Annotated in this window: 12 protein-coding genes and 2 pseudogenes; 10 read left to right on the forward strand and 4 right to left on the reverse strand. The window is 44.5% G+C overall.

What is annotated here, in order from left to right:
* Positions 1–140: 140 nt before the first annotated feature.
* The 4 genes and pseudogenes from deoD (at position 141) to ACVA54_RS11405 (ending at position 4,930) form a co-directional block, all read left to right on the forward strand.
* Positions 141–851, forward strand: a complete 711-nt coding sequence (gene deoD / locus ACVA54_RS11390; protein ID WP_099078200.1) for a purine-nucleoside phosphorylase — start codon at positions 141–143, stop codon at positions 849–851.
* 97 nt (positions 852–948) lie between these two features.
* Positions 949–1,715: pseudogene (locus ACVA54_RS11395) on the forward strand (lactate dehydrogenase); the annotation flags it as partial.
* Between the two features lie 163 nt (positions 1,716–1,878).
* On the forward strand, positions 1,879–3,366 hold the full coding sequence (locus ACVA54_RS11400; protein WP_099078201.1) for a tetratricopeptide repeat protein: 1,488 nt from the start codon (positions 1,879–1,881) through the stop codon (positions 3,364–3,366).
* Positions 3,347–4,930: a GGDEF domain-containing protein gene (locus ACVA54_RS11405; protein WP_099078202.1), complete on the forward strand. Its 1,584-nt coding sequence runs from the start codon at positions 3,347–3,349 to the stop codon at positions 4,928–4,930. The genes ACVA54_RS11400 and ACVA54_RS11405 overlap by 20 nt, the downstream gene beginning before the upstream one ends.
* Positions 4,931–4,981: 51 nt before the next feature.
* On the opposite strand, the gene ACVA54_RS11410 is transcribed toward ACVA54_RS11405, so the two are convergent.
* Positions 4,982–5,875, reverse strand: coding sequence for a DMT family transporter (locus tag ACVA54_RS11410; protein ID WP_099078203.1), 894 nt, complete (start codon positions 5,873–5,875; stop codon positions 4,982–4,984).
* A gap of 145 nt (positions 5,876–6,020) precedes the next feature.
* On the opposite strand from ACVA54_RS11410, the gene ACVA54_RS11415 reads away from it, so the two are divergent.
* The 6 genes from ACVA54_RS11415 (at position 6,021) to ACVA54_RS11440 (ending at position 12,064) form a co-directional block, all read left to right on the forward strand.
* Complete coding sequence (locus tag ACVA54_RS11415) at positions 6,021–6,407, forward strand: DUF3302 domain-containing protein (RefSeq protein ID WP_099078204.1); 387 nt, start codon at positions 6,021–6,023, stop codon at positions 6,405–6,407.
* A complete protein-coding gene (locus ACVA54_RS11420; protein WP_099078205.1) occupies positions 6,407–7,537 on the forward strand; it encodes an HlyD family secretion protein in 1,131 nt (376 codons plus the stop codon). The genes ACVA54_RS11415 and ACVA54_RS11420 overlap by 1 nt, the downstream gene beginning before the upstream one ends.
* Positions 7,538–7,805: 268 nt before the next feature.
* Positions 7,806–8,354: an ECF-type riboflavin transporter substrate-binding protein gene (locus ACVA54_RS11425; protein ID WP_099078206.1), complete on the forward strand. Its 549-nt coding sequence runs from the start codon at positions 7,806–7,808 to the stop codon at positions 8,352–8,354.
* 6 nt (positions 8,355–8,360) lie between these two features.
* The gene (locus tag ACVA54_RS11430) at positions 8,361–10,115 is read left to right on the forward strand and encodes an ABC transporter ATP-binding protein (RefSeq protein ID WP_446649609.1); all 1,755 of its coding nucleotides are present in this window, start codon (positions 8,361–8,363) and stop codon (positions 10,113–10,115) included.
* Positions 10,112–10,951: an energy-coupling factor transporter transmembrane component T family protein gene (locus ACVA54_RS11435; protein WP_099078208.1), complete on the forward strand. Its 840-nt coding sequence runs from the start codon at positions 10,112–10,114 to the stop codon at positions 10,949–10,951. The genes ACVA54_RS11430 and ACVA54_RS11435 overlap by 4 nt, the downstream gene beginning before the upstream one ends.
* A gap of 366 nt (positions 10,952–11,317) precedes the next feature.
* Entirely contained in the window at positions 11,318–12,064 is a 747-nt protein-coding gene (locus tag ACVA54_RS11440; RefSeq protein ID WP_446617341.1) for a flagellar brake protein, read from the forward strand.
* Between the two features lie 104 nt (positions 12,065–12,168).
* Here ACVA54_RS11440 and ACVA54_RS11445 read toward each other — a convergent pair.
* From ACVA54_RS11445 to ACVA54_RS11455, 3 genes and pseudogenes are all read right to left on the reverse strand, one after another.
* Positions 12,169–12,466: pseudogene (locus ACVA54_RS11445) on the reverse strand (methyl-accepting chemotaxis protein); the annotation flags it as partial.
* Between the two features lie 142 nt (positions 12,467–12,608).
* Positions 12,609–14,969 carry a Lon protease family protein gene (locus ACVA54_RS11450; RefSeq protein WP_446596726.1) on the reverse strand — a complete coding sequence of 787 codons (2,361 nt, stop codon included), beginning with the start codon at positions 14,967–14,969 and terminating at the stop codon, positions 12,609–12,611.
* Positions 14,970–15,259: 290 nt separating this feature from the next.
* On the reverse strand, positions 15,260–17,293 hold the full coding sequence (locus ACVA54_RS11455) for a prolyl oligopeptidase family serine peptidase (protein ID WP_446609026.1): 2,034 nt from the start codon (positions 17,291–17,293) through the stop codon (positions 15,260–15,262).
* Positions 17,294–17,328: the final 35 nt, after the last annotated feature.

Below are 17,328 nucleotides of genomic sequence, written 5' to 3' on the forward strand. Positions count from 1 at the left end.
ACCATTTTGTGACTTAACACTCAAGCCCCCTTGCCCTGCGCCAATATTATGGCCTCAACGAAAACGAGCAAGTTCAACAGAATTGGTAATAGCACCTATAATTGATGCGTTTTACCTGAACAAAACTTTGGAGAGCACTTATGGCAACCCCACACATTAACGCACAATCAGGTGATTTCGCTGAAACCGTTCTAATGCCAGGCGACCCGTTGCGCGCTAAATACATCGCAGAAACGTTCCTAGAAGATGTGAAACAAGTTTGTGACGTGCGCAACATGTTCGGCTTTACTGGCACTTACAAAGGCAAAAAAGTGTCTGTAATGGGCCACGGTATGGGTATCCCATCTTGCTGTATCTACGTACACGAGCTAATCGCTGAATACGGCGTAAAAAACGTTATCCGTGTAGGTAGCTGTGGTGCAGTACGTGACGATGTTAAACTGATGGACGTTGTTATCGGCATGGGTGCATCTACAGACTCAAAAGTTAACCGTATCCGTTTCAACAACCACGACTTCGCAGCAATCGCTGACTACGGTCTTCTAGAAGAAGCAGTAAACCAAGCGCGTGCTCAAAATGTACCTGTAAAAGTTGGTAACGTATTCTCTGCAGATCTGTTCTACACACCAGAAGCTGACATCTTTGAGAAGATGGAAAAACTAGGCATCCTAGGTGTAGACATGGAAGCGGCTGGTATCTACGGCGTAGCTGCAGACCTAGGTGCGAAAGCGCTAACTATCCTAACGGTTTCTGACCACATCATCCGTGGTGAAAAACTAAGCTCAGAAGAGCGTCAAAAGTCGTTCAACGACATGATGAAAGTTGCACTAGAAACAGCAATCAACATCTAAGAAACACCTAAGTAATAAATTGCAGCCGGAGCCTGAACGGCTGCACGTATGATCCCGAGGGGGCGATTGTGTCTAACGGCGAACTGCCAAAATCGCCGCACTGGATCACACCTCTTATGATGATGTGTCACGTTTTGTTTCAGAAAAATTTACGCCATAAGCAAGTGAAGCGCCGCCCAAGCCATTGGAAAATCTGCGTGAGCGGATCGATCAAAAAAATCAGACCATGCTAGCGCGAGCGAATGTTGAAGCTCCATTGAATAACCTCTTTGTTTTTCATTACCCATCGAAAGGCGCATTAGTTCGTCCTCCGTATACGTCTTATGCCAACTATTTACACGTGATTGATATGTGCAATCCTGAGAAACGAGTCACTATTTATGTGCCTCAAGACTATTTACTTCGTTCGACCGCACTGAGTGTCTGTTTATAGAGGATTAAACAGGGCAACATCGATCTAATGTATGTAGAAGAAGATGCCAATTAGGACATGGCTGCGCCATTTGGCAAGATTGATATCGTCTACATGAGTTGGTGGCGAGATCGTTGGGCAATTTCTAGCCAAGGAAATAATCACAAAGGTATTTGTTACTTAGCCGGGGATAAAAACAAGTCTGAAGAATGGTTCAATGTTGGCACGACCCGTCACGTTCAATTCTACCAAAATCGCTTTCAGCTCCTTTTTGAGAGTTTCATCAACGAGCCACGTCGCAAATTACGACCTGCAGGTATTTTACCCCTGTTAGATATATTCAGAGCTTGGCATAATTTGTGCTGTCAAGATAAGTAAGGGCTTACCGCAGCTCAGAGGCTGAAAGTAAAGTCACGTATGCACCTCTGACGATTAAACCATTGCTGTCATGACTATCTAACACTTCTCTAATTAATATGTGGTAAATAGGTAGTGAACAATGTATATATTACGGTACTCAATACCTTATTGTGTGTGGCATTGACACCATACACAAAGTGAGATGCGCATCACATTTAGACGCCATTACCACATCGTTAGTTATGGATATCAACGTTGGACAAAAGCCAATTTCAGCTAGAGACCGAGCTCAATAAAGTTAAAGGGCAAATTAAAGCCGACCCTGAACGGGCTTTCCGTATCGCAGAACAGTGCCTTATTCGCGCTGAGCAAATCCTGTTTATTGACGGTGAAATAAAAGCACTGATCATTATGGCGCATAGCTGCTGGTGTCAAATGGATTACCGACAGGGGCTTAAACTCGTCAAAGGTGCCCATCGCAAACAGACTCATTTAGACAACGATGATCACCTGCCTGAAATTCTCCACCTGTTTGCTTTGCAGTACTGGGGACTAGCAAAATATTATTCCGCTCAGCAATATTGGATCAATGCACTAGAAAAATCCGCACTTGTTGATGATATTGAGACCCAAATTGAAGCCTTAATTGGATTAGGCAATGTCTGGCGGATCACCAATGAACATCAGCTTGCGGCTTCCACACATGAGCTTGCGGTCAAAGTCGCAAACAATGTCCGTATTGCATGGCTGGAAGGGAAAGCTCGTATACTGCTAGCATGGGATTACTATTTACTGAACAACTTCGCTGAAATGCTGACGGTCTTGGACGGTGCAACAGAAACCCTAAAAGATCATACCGATTGTACTTGGCAAGCCGAAATTTGGGATTTTAGAGGCCTAGCCTTACTTGGGTTAGGGCGACTAGATGCGGCCGAAGAAGCAACAGAAAAAGCTCACCAGCTGGCGATTGAGCAAAACCTATCTTGGATGAAAGCGCACTCATCCATTAGCCGAGCGCGACTTGAACTCCTACGTAAAAACACCCAAGGAGCGGTAAAACTATTGGAAGCGGCTGAAGAGTCAGCCCTAAGCTTCGACAACGGTGAGTTGCTTAGCCAAATATTTTTTCAACAATCTCGAGTAGCAGAAGAGCAAGGCGAATACGAGGTTGCATTCAAAGCTTTTCAAAAATACCGTCAACACGCCATCAAAATGCTCAAAGAGCAAGCGCATCGTGAGACCATGGATAAAGCCCATGGCTCAAAGCGCCAGTTAGAACTGCGAGCCAAGAAACAGATTAACCGTATTCGCGTCCAACATGAATACGATCCGGAGAAACAATTTTCTAACGTGGTTTCTGAGACCTATTGGTGGGAACAATTGGTTCTATTTAAAACAGAACTTAAGCATTCAAATCACGCCGTGATCATGATCCAACACCATAACCCTGCGGTCCTAGATGCCTGTACTGAACTGGTACACTCTTTGGCCATGCCAAGCGACTTAATTTCCCGTATTAGCAGTACCCGACTTGCTTTGCTCATTGCCGAAAAAGGCCAAGCCGCCCAGGAGCTATATCGCACGGTTTGTTCCATGATGGACATCTACCCTTGGAAGCGGCGTGGTTTTGTCACTGTAAAACCCACCCTCTATCTACAAGACATCCTAACCTTCCCGTTCACTCTTGAGCAGTTGGAAGAAAGCCACATTGAGGTAATGAAGAATGGAACGACTGCTCAGTAAAATCACCGATGCAGGAATGGATCCCTCTTCTGTTGCAGGCGAAGAGGCGCTCATTTTTTGGGAGTATATTCGTAACCACGTCGCTGTAACCAACCAAGAGAAAGCACATTGCCATATTATCAGTGCTGAATACCGCCATAAACTTCAACAACTCAATGAAAGCATTGAAGAGCTGAGGCATGCCGCCACCTTTCTCGAATTACCACAAGACGTTGAAGATATCTTGCTACTCAAAGCCAGCCTCAGTGAACGTTTGGTAGAGAGGGGCGATTACAATGACGCTCTCACGGAATACGCGCTATCGACCAATATGGCCGTTGAATACGGTTATATAGATCATTATGTCCTCGCTCTCATCGGTATGGGGAACCTTTGTGATACCTATGGCGACCATAACCGTGCACTGCGTTTCTACCAGAAGATTGATGCTATCGACCATGCCATTGGCAGTCGCTCTCTTCGATTGCGGTACAAACTCTGCATGCTAGCCTGCTATATCACACTGCAGCGAATCGGTGTCGCCGCCGACCTAATACACGAATGTGAAGAACTGAGTATCCTCGTAAGTGATAAAGACCTAGCCAATCAAATCCACTTATATCGTGCTAAATTCCATCGTCTCCAAAAAGAATACCACCAAGCACTTGCTGCCATCTCACGCATTCAATATGGACCGAGAAAGGCCTACTCACAATGGTTTTCCACCATGGTCAAAATTGAAGCAGCCTATTGCTTAAATGGTGTTGGCCGTCAGTCACTGGCAAACTTATTACTCGATTCAAGAGACAAACGAATCAATAAACACACCTCGCCGCTGATCGCTTATCGCTTTTACGATGCGGTAAGCCAAGTGTGTGCCTCTCAAGGACAGTTTAAAAAAGCGCTTAGCTACGAAAGAAAGGCGTTCCGAATAGAATCAGATTTGGTCAAACACATTCCAATCAGTGAACTTGGTTCTGCTCAGATTAAACGCCTTTCTCGCTTTGAATTACAGCTCAAATTAATCCTATCTGAGATTGAAAATAAAGAGCTCAAAGAGACCACAAAACAGCACAAACACACCGTTGCTCAGTTGCAGCAAGACGTGTTCACCGATCCGCTGACTTCCCTGCATAACCGTCGTTGGCTAGAAGTAAAGTTGAAAGATCTGCTGCTCCACGATACGCCATTTGCCTTAATGGTTATTGATATTGACCACTTCAAGTCAATCAACGATGAGCTCAGCCACCTAGTTGGAGACAAAGCCATTCAAAATGTCGCTAAAGAATTGACAAGCTACTTTAAGATCCACGGCGCATCCTGTGTTCGCTTTGGCGGTGAAGAATTCTTAGCGATATTGGAAAATACAGAATTAGCGCGTGCTGAAATGCATGCAGAAAACTACCGCGAGCGCATCTATCAATACAGCTGGCATGAAATTCTTGGCGAGCGAGGACTGACCGTTTCCATTGGCATTACGCTTCATCGAGATGGCGAAAATACCCAACGTACTTTCTACCGAGCTGACAAAGCACTCTACCGAGCCAAAGCCAATGGCCGAAATCAAATTTGTACCGAACTATAACAAATGCCCCGACTTTCTATTGAAAAACGGGGCGCTTTCTTTGCAATCGTTTTACAAAAAGAACAAAGAAATACCCGCCAAGGCGAATAAGGTGCCAAGTATACTTTTTAGGCTGATCTTCTCTCCTCTCATCGCGCAAATAATCAAAATAAATAACGGGCTCGTAGCAATCAGCGTCTGAGCAATAGCTGGATTGGCATACTTTACGGCAACCTGCTGCAGCCACAACGCTAAGAACGTGCCGACAAAAATCGCTAGCAGCAACCAACTCATCGCTTTGCTTCCCATTTCTGCAATGTATTGTTTGACGGTACTAAAGGGAGCTGGCTCTACCATTTTGATCACCATACATACCGCCAACACGCCAATGCTCAATCGAATCAACGCACCAAGTAGCGGCGGTAAATCACCTGCAACCAGTGCATAGTGGGAAATCACTACACCTGAAGCCTGACAAACACTGGCAAGTAAGCCAAAGAGAATACCACTCCGATTGATTGCCCGCCCTGAAGAGGATGGCTGAAACACCACGAAGGTCACGGCGACAATCGTAGCCATAATCCCTAACCAACTTTGCGCGCTCAATTCAGAGCCAAGAAACGCTAAAGCAAGCACTCCAGAAAGCGGCGGTGCAAGGGATTCCAACAATAGCGTTTTATTGGGGCCAATCCGTTTTAATGCCGCAAAATATGCAGAGTCCCCAATCGCAATACCAATCACTCCCGAAAGTGCGAGCACGACCAGATAAAGAGGTTCAATCTGAGTCGTTGGTAAGCCTTGGGGTAAAAACGGCATTACCGCTAACATCATTATGGATGCGATAACACCTTTAACAATGTTCAACTGCATTGCAGAAAATCGATGGCTAAATTGGCTATATATCAATGTGGCGACAGCCCAAACTATCGCAGCACAAAGTGCGGCAATTTCACCAAAATATTGCACTGTGTTACTCCTTCGTATTCCACGTAGCACCGATCATTTACAGTAAGATAACCTATAAAACTCTTGATTCATCGATATTTTTATCAAATACTCAAACAGTTAATTTACGTAAGTTTTATTTTTAGCAACAATACAGGGAAGTAAGATGTTTCTAGACTATTTTGCACTTGGGTTACTCATTTTCGTTGCTTTAGTTATCTTCTACGGGATCATCGTCATTCACGACATTCCTTACGAAATAGCAAAAGAGCGTGAGCACCCACACCAAGACGCGATTCACTACGCTGGCTGGGTAAGCTTATTCACACTTCATGCACTTTGGCCTTTTCTATGGATTTGGGCAACATTATGGCGAAAAGAGCGTGGATGGGGCTTCAAACAACTCGAGCGAGAAACCCATGATATACACCATCGTCTCGAAGAACTGGTTGATGAGGTTAATGAGCTGAAAAACGAAGTCACTAGATTAAAACAGAAAAAACCATCACAAGCTGTCTCATCACAACAAGAACAAGGTAAGGAGGATCAATAATGGATTTACTACTGGTTCTAACTTACGCCGCGCTTTGTATCGCAATTTTCAAAATATTCAATATCCCGCTCAATAAGTGGACAGTGCCTACCGCTGTACTTGGTGGTGTGGTGTTAATCGGCACACTGATACTATTAATGAACTATAACCACCCCTTCACCCAAGTCGGTAACCAAGTATTTTCGACGACGCCCGTCGTATCAGGGGTGCGTGGTCGAGTGATTGATGTCCCGGTTCAACCAAACCAACCTCTTCAAAAAGGGGATATTCTGTTTAGGATCGATCCTATTCCTTTTCAAGCCGAAGTAGACCGACTACGCGCTAAGGTAAAAGAAGCCAGTCAAGGTGCGTTAGGGTTAGAATCGAGTGTGCAAGAAGCGGATGCTGCGGTACTACAAGCGCTCGCTGAACGCGATAAAGCACAACGTGAATTTGACCGATACCAACGTGGTTTTGACCGTGGTGCGTTTACCGAACAACAATTGGATACTCGTCGTCAAGCCTTCAAGGCAGCGCAAGCCGCACTTGAAGTGGCCCAATCTAAACAAGATCAAGCACAAATCGCGTTAAACTCTGAAGTCGGCGGTGAAAATACCCAAGTGGCAGCATTATTAGCCGAGCTGAGAAAAGCGGAATTCAACCTAGATCAAACTGTAGTGACGGCACCAACCGACGGTTATGTAACTCAATTAGCGTTACGTCCAGGCGTCATGGCCGTACCTCTTCCCCTTGCTCCGGTCATGACCTTTGTTCATACAGAAGAAAAGATCTACGCCGCCGCATTTCGTCAAAACTCACTGCAACGCCTAGAGTCAGGTTTCGACGCGGAGTTCATATTCCGAGCGCTACCGGGAAAAGTTTTCAAAGGCAAAGTGATGGAAGTACTACCCGCTATTGGTGAAAGCCAAATCCAAGCGCGTGGTAATTTACTTGACACCAATGCACTACGCACAAGTGGACGAGTATTTGTTAAATTAGAAATCACTGACGATCTAGAACCGTACCATTTGCCTATGGGTACAGCGGTAGAGGTCGCGGTTTACTCTGACAGCTTCACCCACGTATCTATCATGCGCAAGGTACTCATCCGGATGAAAAGCTGGCAAAACTATCTCTACCTAGATCACTAATTTATCGGTAAAAAAAAGTGTAATCAGGGGCTGACAGTTAGCCCCTGATTTCATTTTAGCCATCCAGACAGATAGCATTCCCTATTTTTTTATTATTCTGTATAATTCGCGCCTTATTTTTGATGCTTGCTAAAAACTAAGCCAGTCAAAGGCGTGTGTGAAGCAAATGACACACCCCCTAAAGAAATTAGAACAAACAATGAACCAAACGCTTCTAAAATAAAGCAAGTGAACGTTCTTTAAAATCGACAATGAACTGAGGTTATCTATGAATCTTTCTGCTAAAACCGTGGTGGTTATTGCAATCGGTGCTGCCCTTTATGGTATCGGTGGTCTGCCAATGTTTGGTATTCCAGTCTTTGCAAACACGACGCTAAAACCAGCAATGGCGGTGTTGGCACTGTTCTCAGTCTTATTCGGCCCTCTTGTTGGCTTCTTGGTCGGCTTTATCGGCCACTGGGTAACCGATCTATTTGCAGGTTGGGGCGTATGGTTAACTTGGGTGCTTGGTTCAGGTATTGTCGGTTTGATCATCGGTCTTTTCCCTTCTCTGACACGTAACCGTCTAGAGAAAGGAGATTTCAATATGAAGGACTTTATGTTGTTCGTCGTACTTGCTCTATTGGGCAATGTGTTTGGTTATGGCTGCTCAGCTTTCCTAGATACCATTTTGTACGCAGAACCGTTCACTAAGGTATTCACTCAGCTGTCAATCATCGCGCTGGGCAACACTATTCTTATTGCAATTGTTGGCTTCTTCATTCTTAAATCTGTCGCCAAACGTAACAAGCAAAGCCGCAACTTAACAGAGGCTTAATATCGAATGACAATCGAATTTTCTAACTTCTCTTTTAGGTATGAGTCGCTGGATAAACCGACGCTAAAAAATATCAATCTAAGGATAGAGAAAGGAGAGAAAATCGTCATCATCGGTCCAAGTGGTAGTGGCAAATCTACCCTTGGCCAATGTCTTAACGGGCTGATTCCACATGCAATCAAAGGGGAAGTCACAGGCACGTTGACCATCAACGGCCTCGATACTGCTCCTTTTGATATGCACCAATATACCGAGCAAGTTGGCACCGTATTACAAGATACCGATAGTCAGTTTGTTGGTTTAAGTATTGGTGAAGACATTGCTTTCGCGCTGGAAAACCAGCTTATGTCTAACATCGATATGTACCCGTTGGTCAAAGCCACGGCAAAAATGGTCGATTTAGACCTGATGTTAAAACGCTCTCCACACGATCTTTCGGGTGGACAAAAACAGCGCGTTTCTTTGGCTGGTATTCTGGTGGATGACGTCGACATTTTGTTGTTCGATGAACCACTTGCTGCGCTCGACCCGAAAACCGGTAAAAAAACCATCGAGATCATCGATGAACTGCATCGCGAAACGAGCAAAACAATAGTCATGATCGAGCACCGTCTTGAGGATGTGTTACACCGCTCAGTTGATCGCATCATCCTAATGGAAAGCGGTGAGATTATCGCGGATAGCAGCCCAGATGAGCTCTTAGCCTCGCTTCTGCTAGAGGAATACGGCATTCGTGAGCCGTTATACCTCTCTGCCTTAAAGCAAGCGGGATGCACTATCCAAAGTAACGCAAAGCCATCACACTTAAATACGCTGCCGCTCACTCAGTATAAGTCTGCCGTCACAGGATGGTTTGATGAAGCAAAAACGCCAGCAACAGAGCCAGAAACAGAGACAATATTAAGCGTACGTAATCTGACGTACTCCTACGATGGTGAGAAAAACGCCCTGGAAAACGTCAGTTTCGATATTCAACGTGGTGAGTTCGTATCGGTATTGGGTAAAAATGGTTCTGGAAAATCCACCATTACTAAGCTTGTGATGGGCGTGATTGAGCCAGACAACGGCTCGATGACATTGAACGGTCAAGATCTTAGCGAACTGACGATTTTTGAGCGCAGCCAAAAGGTTGGCGTAGTCATGCAAAACCCGAATCATATGATTTCTCATCACATGATTTTCGATGAGGTCGCATTCGGACTGCGTAATCGTGGTATCGAAGAGAAGCTCGTTGAAGCTAAAGTCCTTGAAGTGCTTGATCTGTGTGGTTTGAGCAAATACCGCCACTGGCCAATTGAAGCGTTAAGCTACGGTCAGAAGAAGCGCGTGACGATTGCGTCTATTCTTGCGCTGGAACCTGAGTTACTTATTTTGGATGAGCTAACCGCCGGTCAGGATTACCGTAACTACACCTCTATGCTTAGTTTTATCGAGAAGCTTAACCGTGAGTTAGGTATCACTGTGATGATCATATCGCATGACATGCACTTGGTATTGGAGTACACCACACGCTCTATCGTGATTGCAGACAGCAAACTGATTGCCGATGCGCCAATGACTCAGGTATTTAGTGACCCAGAGTTATTAGATCAAGCTAACCTAACCACAACTAGCTTGTACGAACTGGCCATTGAATTAGGTATCGAAGACACAAACGGCTTTATGCAGCATTTTATTGATGCAGAGAAAACCAACCGAGCAAAAACAACGCTGCCTATCAAAGGCGTTGAGAATGAAAACATTGAGAACGTAGTGGCATGAAAGACAACAAGATGAAGTTTGGTATCAACTACATTGATACCCAATCACCACTGCATCAACTGAATGGCATTACTAAGTTTTTGATGTTCATTGCTTGGGTTACGGTGGTACTCACCACCTTTGATTTACGCATCATTGCGGTGTTAATCATTACTGGCCTTTGGTTATTAAAAATGACCAAGGTTCCATTTCATGTATACAAGCCGCTATTGATCGGTACAGCCAGTGTCTTGATGATGAACGCCTTGTTTATGTTTGCATTGGCACCACAGCAAGGCTCTGAATACATGGGCTCAACTACGGTACTGCTGTCGTTGCCAGGTCACTACTCGCTAACCCAAGAAACCTTGTTCTATCTTGTGACTGTCACCTTAAAATACTTCAGCATGTTCCCGATCGCTTTGGTGTTTGTGTTCACTACGCATCCTACCGAATTTGCAGCAAGCTTGAACCGTTTAGGCGTGCCGTACAAAATCGCCTATGCGGTCAGTTTGACACTGCGCTATTTGCCAGAAGTGAAAAAGGACTTTGTTAACATTATGCATGCTCAACAAGCACGCGGCGTTGAGCTAAGTAAGAAAGCACCATTGTTCACTCGTATTAAGAACGTCGCGAAGATTCTTGGCCCTTTGATCTTCTCAAGCCTAGATCGCGCGGATCAAATCTCTAATGCGATGACGTTACGCGGTTTTGGTCGTCATTCATCTCGTACATGGTACAGCCTGAAGCCGCTGACCAAAGCCGACATGATATGTATGGCTGGTATTGTGGTGATTGTTGTTGCAGCGATCAGTAAACGGGTTATGGATACTCACCTTTTCTGGTATCCGTACTGAATCTAATGCAACACAAACAAAAATGGGATGGCAATGCATCCCATTTTTATATCACTCAATAAAGTCTTACCTTAGCTCCATCTCAACACGCGAGTCTGAATCCTACATCTGATTTCACTTAGGCATAGCACTTACTTTTGCATGCTGTTGCGATCGCCCTTCAAGTCACAAAACCACAAATACTACATTTTTTTAACACAAACTATTACTTACCTCTCACTTTTCCCTACCACCGACTGAATCAATGGCCAGTTTGTTGAAACACTATTTCATACTAATTAGAATTATCACTCTACTTGATACTTAAGATCTTAATACTAAGTATTGATGTGCATAAAACCTTCTCAGTCTAGGTAAAAAATAATAATGAGTGATAAGATGACAAGCGCTAAAGAATGTAATGCGCCTCATTCACACAAAAATGCACCGGAACGTCAGGCAACAACGTTAAACAGCACAGATGCAATGGCTATGGTCGAGCACGGCAGCGAAGTCACTCTCAATGTGACGACACCAGTAGGAACTAAATGTATCACCACCAGTACTTTTGTAGGCTGCCACTCGAATAAAACAGCACTGATTGAAATTCCGAATATTTCTGAAGAAGATTTAAAATACTATTTTCAGGCGGGATTTTGGATCAATGTAAAAGCCTTTTCACATCGGGGGGAAGGTGCAATTATTCCGTTCAGGGCACAACTGCAACATCGTCTCAGTGAGCCATACCCACTATTGGTACTGAGTTTGCCAAGTAGCATGCAGGTGTATCAACTACGAAAAGAAGTGCGCTATGAGGTAAATTTACGCTCACGTGTTCAGCTGAAAGAGTACCGTAGTGAATGTGAGATACGTGATTTATCCCGTAGTGGTTGCCGCTTTGTTACCTCGCCGATGAGCCGCCTACTACACGTCGGGGAACAAGTTTCATTAGATTTAGTCCTCCCAGGAAATGGACGCATGTTGCCTTCTCTCAAGGGACGCATCTGTAACTTACAAAAATCTACTCACTATGCACGCTATGGGGTCGAATTTGACGATATAGGAAAAGCCAATGCGAAAAACTTACTGAGTCAGCTTAAATTTGACGGTATTAAACTCAAACTTAAACAATAAAGCCGAGCACAATAGATAATAATAAAGGCTCAGCTTGAATGGAATAACAAGATACCGATACATTTTACTATAAAGCAAAGGCACCCAGAGGTGCCTTTTGTTATTTATAGCTTAAAGAACACTTAGCTGTTCTTTTTGCTTTTCTGCCAGCAGTGACAGCTCTGTGCTCGCACTCGCACTTTGGCTAATACCCACTAGATTCTGATTTCCGAGTTCAGACATGTTTACCACATTACGGTTGATGTCCTGTGTCACTCGAGATTGCTCTTTCGCAACGGTGGCGACCTGAATATTTGAATCATTAATGTTCGCAACTGATTCCGTTATGCCAATCAAGGCGTCATTCGCTTGTTGAGTTAGCTCATTATTGCGGCACAACATTTCAAGGCTGACTTGCAATGAATAGGTTTGATCATCAATTTTCGCCAGAATGTCTTTATAAAACAGCAATAAGTTCATGGAATTAGGCGAAAATATTTTGTCATATCAACAATATATTGTCGCCACAACCGCTAGTGTAAGATCACATCGATTCAACACTGTCTTACTTTCGCAAAGCGTTGAGCTTGGCTTGCGCCAATCCGAAGGTGGTATCAATTGGATAGGTACCTTCATCTGTCGCTTCTCCTGCGGCTTTGCCAGTAAAAAGTTCTATTGCTTCAGTAACATGATCGATCGCCCAAATGTGGAAATCGCCTTTTTCTACTGCTTTCACAATATCCTGGCGAAGCATCAGATTGTGTGCATTGGAGCGCGGAATAATCACCCCTTGCCCTGGGTGACGCCCTTTTATCACGCAAACGTCATAGAAGCCTTCAATTTTTTCATTCACTCCTCCAATTGGTTGCGCTTCACCAAACTGGTTCATAGAGCCGGTAATCGCAATATCCTGACGGTTAGGTTGTTTAGAAAATGCCGACACCACGGCGCATAGTTCCGCCATACTTGCGCTGTCACCATCAACGCCACCATAAGACTGCTCAAACGTGATCGTAGTAGTTAGCGGTACACGTGCCGTTTTTCCAAACACTGATAACAAGTAGGCAGACAAAATCATGACGCCTTTGGAGTGAATACTGCCCCCTAAATCAACGCTGCGTTCAATATCAATTACACCACCATCGCCATAACAGGTTGTAGCGGTAATTCGATTGGGTGCGCCAAACATATGATCCGTTGTACTCAGTACCGATAAAGCGTTCACTTGCCCAATTGCCGTGCCTTCGGTACGGATCAAAGTGGTGCCATTGACAAACGTCTCGATTACGCTGTCTTGCAGCCGACTTACGCGCATTTCCTGATTCTTAAGCGCTTCTTCTACATGACCGATGCGAATCATATTGGAGTTCGCTTGACGCGCAACGTAGTTTGATTCTCGCAACACGTTTGCAATGTTGGCCGAATGAAGAGATAACTTGGTTTGGTCCCCAGACAAGCGAGAACTATACTCGATAACCCTCGCTATCGCTTTCTTATCACAATGCAGCATGTTGTTATCGTTTACCACGCTGGAAATAAAGCGCGCATACTGCAATTCAGAATCGGGTGTGCGCTTCATCTCATCTTCAAAGTCCGCAGTCACACGGAACAACTCTCCAAATTCTTGATCGTAATGCTGAAGGAGCTGATAAGTACGATAATCACCAAACAAGATAATTTTAATACTCAGTGGGATCGGCTCAGGATCTAATGACACCGCCCCCGTGAGGGTGACCTCTTTTTCTAACGATGTAAAACTCAATTGGCGAGAACGCAAGGCACGCTTTAAACCATCCCACACATAAGGTTGCTCCAGTACCTTTTGCGCATCAATGAGTAATACGCCACCATTCGCTTTATGTAAACTACCAGCGCGGATCAATGAAAAATCAGTAAATACCGTGCCTTTGAACGTTGCCGTCTCAATCGAACCAAACAGCGTATGATAATTTGGGTTCTCTTCTACAACGATAGGGAAATCACAATCAGCACGGTTTACCAATACATTCACTTTGTAACGACGTGGTAGCTTCTTGTCTAATGATGCGGTCGCTATCTCACCTTGCTCCCCATCTTGATCTAGGAAAATCTCGGCATTTTCGACAATGTCTCTCTGAAGTTCCGTCAGATAGTTTTTGATTTCTGAGTAACCCGCATAGTCTACTTTGAGCTGTTTGATGAAGTGAGTGATCACATCCAACGTGACTTCATCATTGAGTTTTTTGATTTTCTCGCTAAAGTTTTCTTCCCACTCCGTCAGTTCACGTATCATACCGCGCAAACTGACCTCTAGCTCATCGATACTGTTAGCGAAATACTCTTGATCTTTTTTACTCAAAGCATCAAATGACTCTTCGGTATGAAGCTCGTCGCCATTCATCGCAACAAACTGATAATCGCCCTGAGTGGTGATCGTTAAGCTAACACCCTTTTCCTTGGCTTCTTTGCTGATGCCGTCCAATTCAAGTTGCTGTTTATCAGCAAGTTGATTCTTCAAGCGATCGGCGCGGCTATAATACATTTCGTTGTCGAAAGCGAGTGGCATCGCATTCATTAACTTGCTCATGAGCTTTTCGATATCGGCGCGTAGCTTGCTACCGATACCACAGGGTAACTTAAGTACTTTTGGCGTTCGCGTGTCTTCAAAATTAGCCACATAACACCAATCAAATAACTCTTCAGAATCGTGTTTATGACGATTCAAATAGCGCAAAATCATGGTGCGCTTACCTAGGCCATTCTGCCCAATGGCGTAAATATTGTACCCTTTCTCCTTGATAGACATCGCGAACTCAACCGCTTTTTGCGCGCGTTCTTGGCCGACGATTTCATCAATCGGAGGCAGTTCCTTGGTCGACTTACATGGCATATTCTCTAGATTAGCTACAGAATACAGCTGTTTTGGTTCCAATCTTTGTATGGCCATATCCGTCTCCTTTTTTCTTATTGTCATTAACTCAGTGTAGAGATTATTTGCTTAAGTTTAAGTGATTTATCTTCCACCCCAGTTCAATTGAATGCTTTTTGAGCAACTAAACCATAAACAAAATCACGTCACTTTATTCAATTTCACATGGATACTGACAAACAAAGAGATTAGATAAGACAGGCTTTTCAATTATACCAATCACAATAAGTAAGTGATCAGACATAGCGTAGGAAAAATGCCGCGAATAAATTGCGGCGTTTTTTAGTGTGAAAGCACTGCGGTGCGAACTACAGAGCTTTAATTCCCATGTTATAAAGAGTAAAGGCGTACATGTCGGTGGTGAGGTCAATTTGCTTGCTAAGTGGCATTCCTGCACCATGACCTGCGTTGACATCGATACGAATCAACACCGGGTTATCACCTTGGTATTTATCCTGAAGTTCAGCAATAAACTTATAGGAGTGAGCTGGTACTACGCGATCGTCGTGATCAGCGGTTGTTACAAGCGTTGCTGGATAGTCCACGCCTGGCTTCACATTGTGGGTTGGAGAATAACCAAGCAAGTAGTGGAACATTTCAGCACTCTGCTCAGATGTGCCAAAGTCATACTTCCAGCCTTCACCAGAGGTAAATGTGTGATAGCGCAGCATATCGAGTACGCCCACCGCAGGCAGCGCGACTTTAAACAACTCCGGCCGCTGTGTCATGCACGCACCAACAAGTAGACCACCATTCGATCCACCGCGAATTGCAAGACGCTCAGAACTGGTATAATCATACTCAATCAAGTATTCCGCAGCAGCGATAAAATCATCAAATACGTTCTGTTTTAATTGCTGCGTACCGGCAATATGCCAAGCCTTGCCGTATTCACCGCCGCCACGCATATTAGCTACGGCATAGATGCCACCAAGCTCTAACCAGTTTGCGACGTTTTCTGAGAATATCGGCGTTAAACTGATATTAAAACCACCGTAACCATACAGTATCGTTGGAGCAGTACCATCAAGCTTAGTCCCCTTTTTGTAAGAAATGATCATCGGCACTTTGGTGCCATCTTTCGAGCGATAGAACACCTGCTTAGACTCATACCCGTTACGATCAAATTGCGCTTTCGACTCTTGATAGAGTGTGGATTCACCACTTTCGACGTCAAAAGAGAAAATGGTTGGTGGTGTAGTGTAGTTCGTGAAGGTGTAATAAAGTGTTTTGTCTTCTGCTTTGCCGGCCAGTCCATATGCGGTGCCTTCCCCTGGTAAAGCCAGGTCACGGATCAGCTCGCCTTGGTAACTAAACTGTTGCATTTTGGACAACACATCGACCATGTAAGTCGCGAACAAATAGCCGCCACCTTTGCTTACATCCAGTGGCTGCGCTTGCTCAGCAATGACCTCTGCCCATTGCTTCGTCTGACAGTGGTAGCTCATTACTTTGCCATTTGGTGCATCGAGGTTGGTGTAGAAAAGCAGCGTATCATCTTGGTTATCAATTAGGTAAGTATCGCCTTGGGTGGTGTCACGAAGTGTCACAACCTCTTGAGACTCGGAATCCAAATCAACATAAAACAGACGATTGCCCGATGTCGACTCCGCACCTGAAATGATCAAAAAACGATCATCTTTGGTTGTTGTACCCGTTACATAACGATGAATCTGTGACTCAAGCTCACCAAAAATGACCTCATCTTCTGACTGAGGTGTACCTAACTCATGGTAGTAGAGCTTGTGTTGCTCAGTGCGGGCAGACAGTTCACTGCCTTCTGGCTTGTCATAGCTTGAATAGTAAAAACCTTTATTGCCTAACCAAGAAATCGCAGTGAACTTGGCATCGACAATTTCAGGCTCAAGTTGCTGCTTGGTTTCAACGTCAATCACGAAGATCTTACGCCAGTCACTGCCACCTTCTGAAATCGAATACGCGACTAAGCGGTTGTCTTGAGAAAAACTCACTTCACCCAGAGAAGTGATCCCCTCTTTAGAAAAAGTATTTGGATCAAGGAATACTTCTGCTTCCCCCTCTCCTTTGCGGCGATAAAGTACATTTTGGTTTTGCAAACCGTCATTTTTGTAGAAGTAAGTGTAATCACCATGCACAAATGGCTGGGAATACTTTTCGTAGTTTTGGCTGTCTGCAACTAAGTCACGAATTTGCTGGCGATATGGTATTTGACCAAGGAAATCGAAAGTGACGGCGTTTTGCCCAGACACCCACTCTGCGGTTTCTTGACTGCGATCGTCTTCTAACCAGCGATATGGGTCTGCAATGTCGTGTCCAAAATAGGTATCCACGACAGAATCTTTACGTGTTTTTGGGTAATCCATAACGTCCATGTGGCTCCGTTTGAAGTTTCATTATT

The organism is Vibrio sp. PNB23_22_6 (assembly GCF_052877535.1).